Source organism: Bradyrhizobium genomosp. III, assembly GCF_000261705.1.
Taxonomy (GTDB): domain Bacteria; phylum Pseudomonadota; class Alphaproteobacteria; order Rhizobiales; family Xanthobacteraceae; genus Bradyrhizobium; species Bradyrhizobium ottawaense.
Genome location: NZ_AJQF01000022.1, coordinates 1 through 7,094, shown reverse-complemented (window position 1 = coordinate 7,094; position 7,094 = coordinate 1). Strand labels below are relative to the sequence as shown.

The following is a 7,094-nucleotide window of genomic DNA, read 5'->3' as shown; positions in this document are numbered from 1 at the left end:
CGAAAGCCGCCATCGCCGTCGGGCGACGGCGAGGTAATGTGATAGGCATCACCCGAAAGACCGTAGCCGATCACCTCGGCATAGATCCTGGCGCCACGGCGCCTGGCGTGCTCGAGCTCCTCGAGCACCAGGACTCCGGCGCCCTCGCCCATCACGAAACCGTCGCGGTCCTTGTCGTAGGGACGCGAGGCCTTTTCGGGTGTCTCGTTGAAACCGGTCGACAGCGCGCGCGCGGCGTTGAAGCCGGCAATGCCGATGCGGCTGATCGGCGATTCCGCGCCGCCAGCGACCATCACGTCGGCATCGCCCAGCGCGATAAGGCGGGCGGCATCGCCGACGGCGTGTGCGCCGGTCGAGCAGGCCGTGACCACCGAATGGTTCGGTCCCTTCAGTCCGTGCGCGATCGAGACGTAGCCGGAAGCCAGATTGATCAGGCGGCCCGGAATGAAGAACGGCGACACCCGGCGCGGTCCGCGCTCCTTGAGCAGGATCGCGGTCTCGGCAATGCCGTTGAGGCCGCCGATGCCCGACCCGATCATGGTGCCGGTTGCGCATTTGTCCTCTTCGGTCTCCGGATGCCAGTTGGCGTCGTCGAGCGCCTGGCCGGCTGCGGCCATGCCGAAGATGATGAAGTCGTCGACCTTGCGCTGGTCCTTCGGCTCCATCCACTTGTCGGGATTGAAGGTGTCGTTGGTGCCGTCGCCGCGCACGACCGTGCAGGCGTATTTGGTCTGAAGATCGGAGACATCGAAGCTCTCGATCCTGCGCGCACCGCTCTCGCCGTTGAGGATGCGCTTCCAGGTCGGTTCGACGCCGCAGCCGAGTGGCGACACCATGCCGAGACCAGTGACGACAACCCGCCTCATATCCGAAAACTCCGCATCGAAAGATTCACGGCCAATAACAAGAAACCGGCTGACCGCTGGGAAGCGGCCCGTCCGGTTTCAATGTTGTCCCCGCGAAATGAAGAGCCTTAGCTCTTCGCGTTCTTCTCGAGAAACTTCGTGGCGTCGCCGACGGTGAGAATCGTTTCCGCAGCGTCGTCCGGAATCTCGCAACCGAATTCTTCTTCGAACGCCATCACCAGCTCGACGGTGTCCAGACTGTCGGCGCCGAGGTCGTCGATGAAGCTCGCGGCGTCGACAACCTTCTCGGGTTCAACACCAAGGTGTTCGACCACGATCTTCTTAACCCGTTCGCCAATGTCACTCATTGCATAACCTCGTGTTGTTCCCTGTAGACCCGACCCCCCGGGACGATACGAGCCGTCGTGGTCGTGTTACTTGCCTTCGCTTACGAACTTTGATTTGGCCCCATCCTAACCGATACAGGGCCCGGCGAACGACGGCCAAGGCTCCGCATCGCCAATATACAGGGTTTCAAAAACCTGCAATGGCGTTCTTTGCCCATCCGTTGAGCGTCCGGTTATCATACTTCAATTGCCTTGACTACAAGCCTCATTTCCCTCCGGAAACGGCCGTTTGCCGCATCCCCACAGCCCATGTGGGCAGTGCGGAACGAACGCTTCAGATCATGGCCATGCCGCCGTTGACGTGAATGGTCTGGCCGGTGACGTAGGCTGCTTCGTTCGAACTGAGGTAGACGGCCGCCGCCGCGATATCCTCGGGCGTTCCCAGGCGGGCGGCCGGAACCTTGGTCAGAATCGTTTCGCGCTGCTTGTCGTTGAGCGCATCGGTCATCGGCGTCTTGATGAAGCCCGGTGCGATGCAGTTGGCGGTGACGCCGCGCTTGGCGTATTCGGCCCCCAGCGTCTTGATCATGCCGATCAGGCCCGCCTTCGACGCCGTGTAATTGCCCTGCCCGGGATTGCCGGTGACGCCGACCACCGAGGTGATGGCGACGATGCGGCCGAAGCGCTTGCGCATCATCAGCTTGGTGGCAGCGCGCGCCAGGCGGAAGGTCGAAGTCAGATTGATGTTGATGACCTCCTCCCAATCCTCGTCCCGGAGCTGCACGAAGAGATTGTCGCGGGTGATGCCGGCATTGGCGATGAGGATGTCGACCTGGCCCATTGCCGCTTCCGCAGCGGGCACCAGCGCCTCGACCTCGTCGGCCTTGGAAAGATTACAGGGCAACACAAAGGTGCGCTCGCCGAGCTTGCCGGCAAGCTCATCCAGCACCTCCTTGCGCGTTCCTGATATCGCAACGGTCGCACCCTGCGCGTGCAGCGCCTGCGCGATCGCGCCGCCGATGCCGCCGGTCGCGCCGGTGACGAGCGCCTTTTTACCAGTCAGATCGAACATCGAAAAACTCCTCCAAAGCACGATCCGGAAAAGTGCGCAGCGGTTTCCGAAAGATCGTGCGTAAACTGAAAAACTCAAGCGCGATGAGCAATCATCGCGCTTTAGCCCTGCTTGGCAGCGGCCAATGCATCCTTGGCGGCGGCAATGTCGTTCGGGCCACCGACTGAAACGCCGACGGCGCCGTCCGCGATGCGCTTGACGAGACCGGACAGGACCTTGCCGGCGCCGATCTCGAAGAACCGCGTGACGCCCTGCCCTGCCATATAGGCAACCGACTCGCGCCAGCGCACGGTGCCGGTGACCTGCTCGACCAGGCGGCGACGAATCTCGTCGGGATCGGTGATGGCGCTCGCCAGCACGTTCGACACCAGCGGCGCGGCCGGGGCCTTGATCGTGACCTTCGACAGCGCTTCTGCCATGGCGTCGGCAGCGGGCTGCATCAGCTTGCAATGGAACGGGGCGGACACCGGCAGCAGCATCGCGCGCTTGGCGCCCTTGGCCTTGGCGATCTCGACGGCGCGATCGACCGCGGCCTTGTCGCCCGAGACGACAACCTGCCCGCCGCCATTGTCGTTGGCGGCTTGGCAGCCCTGCCCCTGCGCCGCCTCCTTGGCGACCTCAATGGCGGCCTCGTAGTCGAGACCGAGCAGCGCGGCCATCGCGCCGGCGCCGACCGGGACGGCCTTTTGCATTGCGAGACCGCGGGTGCGAAGCAGGCGGGCGGTATCCGAGACCGTCAGGCTGCCGGCCGCGGCCAGCGCCGAATATTCACCGAGCGAGTGGCCGGCGACGAAGGCCGCATCTCGTCCCACGGAAAATCCCGCCTCAGCCTCCAGCACGCGCAGGGTGGCGACAGACACCGCCATCAGCGCCGGCTGGGCGTTTTCGGTGAGCTGGAGGGTTTCGGCCGGACCATCCCAGATGATCGCTGTCAGCTTCTCCCCTAGCGCGGCGTCGACCTCGTCGAACACTACGCGCGCCACCGGAAAGGCATCGGCCAGGGCCTTGCCCATGCCGACCGCCTGGGAACCCTGCCCAGGAAATGTGAATGCAGCCGTCATCGGCGCTCCCTGCTTGTCGGACACGATCCCTGCGAGAACCGGCAGCCGATTACGCACGGCGTTAGGCCATGGTTCCGGATCGTGCTCCAAAGGGGGCCGTAGACACTGTCCGAGGCCGGACTGTCAAGCCGAGATGGGAACTTCGAGCAGCACTCAACTGGGGATGCGCCCCCTCAAAACCCACCGGCGGTCTGGTTGGCGTCGACCTCCGCTCCGGCCCGCGCACGGCGCGCGCTGCTCGCCAACTGCCCCGGCCGATCCTCCCTGTCAGGCTTTGCGGTCGCCAGCCGCAACACCGCCGCGTAGTTCGGCTGCACCTCCATGCGGCCGGCGTGCCGGCTCTCGCTCAGCAGACGATGGACCTTCGGCAGATTGTAACAGGGCACGTAGAACAGCAGATGATGCTCGAGGTGATAGTTGACGTAGTACGGCGCGATGAACAGGCGCTCGAGAACACTGGCATGCGTGGTGCGGGTGTTGCGCAGGGGATCGCTGCTGTCGGGGACGACGGCATGCTCTGCAATGTTACGGATGCGGGTGATGACCATCATCCAGGTCAGGAGCGGCACCAGCCAGAGCAGCGGATAGGCCCACCATACGCCGGCCGCCGCGAGCGCTGCGAACATGGCGGCGTTGAGGAGGCATTGCGGGCCGAGCTTGTCCCAGAAATGCGCCAGACGCTGCCGCCACGGCCAGTCCTTCGGCCCGAGCGCATTGAGCAGCTGCGCCTTGCGCTGCTGGTAGCCGGTCTGCCCGGTGATGTCGCGAATGAACTTGCGGCGATAGCTGAGCTTGGTGATCGGAAACGGCGCCGACAGCACGAGATCGGGATCATCCTCCTGCTGGGTGCGCGCATGGTGCTGAAGGTGGTAACGCCGGTAGCTGCGCGTCTCAGCAAACAGCGGATAGGCGCAGAACCACTGGCTCAGGGCCAGATTGGTTTTCTCATCAGTGGACAGGCAGCCATGTGCGCCATCATGCATCAGGATCGCGAGGCCCAGCTGGCGCGAGCCGATGATTGCGACGGCGAGGGCATAGGTGACCGGATTGGGCCACCACGCGACCAAGGCGATCGCGCCAATGATCAGCGCCCAGGCGTGCGCGATCAGCGCAACACCTTTCCAGGTCACACGCTCTCGCACGTCGGCAAGCTGGTCGTCGGTCAGGAAATCGCGGGCACGCATGCGAAGCGCGGTCATGGCCTAGCCTTCCTCGTTCGAATTGCTTGATGCCTCGCGCCCCTCGACGAGACGCAGGCGCGCCGTGTCATCGGATTTCGCCTGCTCGCCGAGCACGCGCAGCATCTCGGCGCAGAGCGCCTCGGGCGAACGGCCCATGGCGTAGCCTTCGAGAATGACGCCGATGGCGACGGCCCAGAACCGCCGCGAGCTTTCGTCGGGCGCGCGCAGCGAGCGCCAGCCGTGCCGCGCCACCTGGCTTGCATAGGCGCGCGCGCCTTCGCCGTGCAGGCGCTCGATCGTGCGCTCGACCAGCGGTGCGAGATCCTGGCGGCGCCGCGTCAATGTCAGCGCCTCGGCAAAGAAAGCCACTGAATCGCTCGCCGTCACGGTCTCCGCGAGCGCATGCGTGTAGTCCCGTGGCGTGCGCGCCTTCAGCGCCGCCTGCTCGGTCGCACGCGCCAGATACAGCAGCTCGCGGCAAGCGCATTCGACGAACAGCGCCTCCTTGGTGCGGAAGTAGTAGGTGATCTGGCTCGGGAATGCGTCCGCGGCGGCCGCGATGTCGGTGATCGCCGTGCCCGAAAGTCCCCGCTCCCGGAACAGGGGGCTTGCCGCATCCAGCAGCAGCGAGCGCATCTTGCGCCCCGCCGACCGTGTGGCCCGCGTAGCGTGCTTCGGATCGCCTGCCGACGCCTCAAACGGAGCCTGGATCGATTCACCCGCCATCAGCACCTCCCGATCCATTATTTGTATGACATACAAACAAATAGGTCAAGCTGGTAAGGGAGCGTGGGTTTGGCCCCCCTGCCAGCACCGCCCGGCCGGAAACGGGACACTCCAACCTTGCCAAGTCAGCCAAAATCCGTATAAGGCGCGCATCCGCAGACCCCGGCCGGGAGCTGAACGGACGGTCTCAGCAAGTCATTCGTGATTTTGGTGTGGCAGGGCCAGTCGGCCCGTCGTCCCGTGTTTCCGCCTTCTGAGCTTAATCCCAGAGTCCTTTCCGAAGGCCTCTTAAGGGCTTGACGCCGGGCGATGCGCCAACATGAGGAAAGGACTACCATGGCTCTTTATGAGCATGTCTTTCTCGCGCGTCAGGACGCGAGCACGCAGCAGGTCGAAGAACTGACTGCGCAGATGACCGGTATCGTCGAGGGTCTCGGCGGCAAGGTCACCAAGACCGAGAATTGGGGCGTACGCTCCCTCACCTACCGCATGAACAAGAACCGCAAGGCGCACTTCGTTCTGCTCAACATCGACGCGCCGTCCGCGGCGATCGCCGAGATCGAGCGCCAGGAGCGCATCAGCGAAGACGTGATTCGCTATCTCAGCGTCCGCGTCGAGGAACTCGAGGAAGGCCCGTCCGCGATGATGCGCAAGGCCGACCGTGACCGCGAGCGCGACGACCGTGGCGGCGGCTTCCGTGGCGACCGCGAAGGCGGTGGCTTCCGCGGCGACCGCGAGGGTGGTTTCCGTGGTGGCGATCGTGACGGTGGTGGCTTCCGCGGTGACCGCGGCCCGCGCCGTCCGCGCGAAGAAGCTGAAACCACCACCACGACGGACGGGGAGTAAGAACAATGGCTGAAGCTGGTGCACGCCGCCCATTTTTCCGTCGTCGCAAGAGCTGCCCGTTCACGGGCGCCAATGCTCCCAAGATCGACTACAAGGACTCCAAGCTGCTGATGCGTTACGTCTCCGAGCGCGGCAAGATCGTGCCGAGCCGCATCACCGCGGTGTCCGCGAAGAAGCAGCGTGAGCTCGCCCGCGCCATCAAGCGCGCGCGGTTCCTGGGCCTGTTGCCCTACGTCATTCGCTGATACGACCAATTCGACCGGCGGCGTCACGCCGCCGGTCGCGACTTTTTTGAACTCATAAGGCTTCCGGGTCGTCCGGTCGCCGATGGTTGGGGCGAGATGCCTCTAACCGCTCGAAGGGAGCGGGACAGCTGATGATGGCCTTTGTGCTGATAGCCCTGATCGCCGGCGCTGCGTCGGCCCTGATGTTCGCCTCGATCATTTCGGGCGCGCTGATCTCGCTCGTCCTGTTCTATCTCGCCCCCCTGCCGCTGATGGTCGCCGCGATCGGCTGGGGACCGCTTTGCGCAAGCCTCGGCGGCATCGCCGCCGCGATCGGGCTCGGTGCCCTGTTCGGCCTGCCCTATTGCATCGCATTCGCCGTCACCGTCGCGCTGCCGGCCTGGTGGCTCGGCCATCTCGCGCTGCTCAGCCGTCCTGTGGGAAAGGTTGCCGTGGGACATGCCGCGCCAGACGGCGCCGCGCCCGCCGAACCTGACCTCGAATGGTATCCGGTCGGCCGCATCCTGCTGTGGCTCGCCGGCTTCGCCACGCTGACCACGATCGCCGCCCTGCTCACGCTCGGGACCGACGCCGAGACCATCATCGGCACGCTGCGGCGCGGCCTGATGCGCCTCCTCCGGGCCACCGACCCGCAAAGCTCCGGCGAAGCCGGCCAGTTCGTCGACGCGCTGGTGCGGATCGCACCGGCCGCGGCGACCATCATCGCGATGATGACACTGACGCTCAACCTCTGGCTCAGCGCCAAGATCACGGCGACCTCGGGCCGGCTGC

8 protein-coding genes and 1 pseudogene are annotated in these 7,094 nt (G+C 65.0%); 3 read left to right on the top strand and 6 right to left on the bottom strand.

Translation table 11 applies throughout. From position 1 onward, the window contains the following. From IC66_RS0102145 to IC66_RS0102120, 6 genes are all read right to left on the bottom strand, one after another. Positions 1-866 (bottom strand): beta-ketoacyl-ACP synthase II (locus tag IC66_RS0102145; protein ID WP_049806439.1); only part of this gene is annotated, 866 nt, incomplete at its 3' end. A 107-nt stretch (positions 867-973) separates the two neighbouring features. Then, positions 974-1,213 carry an acyl carrier protein gene (locus IC66_RS0102140; RefSeq protein ID WP_008130699.1) on the bottom strand — a complete coding sequence of 80 codons (240 nt, stop codon included), beginning with the start codon at positions 1,211-1,213 and terminating at the stop codon, positions 974-976. 313 nt (positions 1,214-1,526) lie between these two features. Next, positions 1,527-2,264 (bottom strand): 3-oxoacyl-[acyl-carrier-protein] reductase, encoded by a 738-nt coding sequence (fabG, locus tag IC66_RS0102135; RefSeq protein ID WP_028145024.1) that lies wholly within the window; start codon positions 2,262-2,264, stop codon positions 1,527-1,529. 101 nt (positions 2,265-2,365) lie between these two features. Beyond that, positions 2,366-3,325, bottom strand: coding sequence for an ACP S-malonyltransferase (fabD, locus tag IC66_RS0102130; protein ID WP_038946507.1), 960 nt, complete (start codon positions 3,323-3,325; stop codon positions 2,366-2,368). A gap of 173 nt (positions 3,326-3,498) precedes the next feature. Next, the gene (locus tag IC66_RS0102125; RefSeq protein WP_038946506.1) at positions 3,499-4,524 is read right to left on the bottom strand and encodes a fatty acid desaturase family protein; all 1,026 of its coding nucleotides are present in this window, start codon (positions 4,522-4,524) and stop codon (positions 3,499-3,501) included. Positions 4,525-4,527: 3 nt separating this feature from the next. After that, positions 4,528-5,232, bottom strand: a complete 705-nt coding sequence (locus IC66_RS0102120) for a TetR/AcrR family transcriptional regulator C-terminal domain-containing protein (protein ID WP_028145027.1) — start codon at positions 5,230-5,232, stop codon at positions 4,528-4,530. 336 nt (positions 5,233-5,568) lie between these two features. Here IC66_RS0102120 and rpsF point away from each other — a divergent pair, with 336 nt between their 5' ends. From rpsF to IC66_RS0102105, 3 genes and pseudogenes are all read left to right on the top strand, one after another. Next, a complete protein-coding gene (gene rpsF / locus IC66_RS0102115; protein ID WP_028145028.1) occupies positions 5,569-6,078 on the top strand; it encodes a 30S ribosomal protein S6 in 510 nt (169 codons plus the stop codon). A 5-nt stretch (positions 6,079-6,083) separates the two neighbouring features. Then, positions 6,084-6,323, top strand: coding sequence for a 30S ribosomal protein S18 (gene rpsR, locus IC66_RS0102110; protein ID WP_007592020.1), 240 nt, complete (start codon positions 6,084-6,086; stop codon positions 6,321-6,323). Positions 6,324-6,454: 131 nt separating this feature from the next. Then, positions 6,455-7,094 (top strand): annotated as a pseudogene (locus IC66_RS0102105) (hypothetical protein); the annotation flags it as partial.

Bases quoted from the DNA above. Each gene is read 5' to 3' on its own strand.
- IC66_RS0102140 (WP_008130699.1), bottom strand. From the start codon at position 1,213: ATGAGTGACATTGGCGAACGGGTTAAGAAGATCGTGGTCGAACACCTT.
- fabG (WP_028145024.1), bottom strand. From the start codon at position 2,264: ATGTTCGATCTGACTGGTAAAAAGGCGCTCGTCACCGGCGCGACCGGC.
- fabD (WP_038946507.1), bottom strand. From the start codon at position 3,325: ATGACGGCTGCATTCACATTTCCTGGGCAGGGTTCCCAGGCGGTCGGC.
- IC66_RS0102125 (WP_038946506.1), bottom strand. From the start codon at position 4,524: ATGACCGCGCTTCGCATGCGTGCCCGCGATTTCCTGACCGACGACCAG.
- IC66_RS0102120 (WP_028145027.1), bottom strand. From the start codon at position 5,232: ATGGCGGGTGAATCGATCCAGGCTCCGTTTGAGGCGTCGGCAGGCGAT.
- rpsF (WP_028145028.1), top strand. From the start codon at position 5,569: ATGGCTCTTTATGAGCATGTCTTTCTCGCGCGTCAGGACGCGAGCACG.
- rpsR (WP_007592020.1), top strand. From the start codon at position 6,084: ATGGCTGAAGCTGGTGCACGCCGCCCATTTTTCCGTCGTCGCAAGAGC.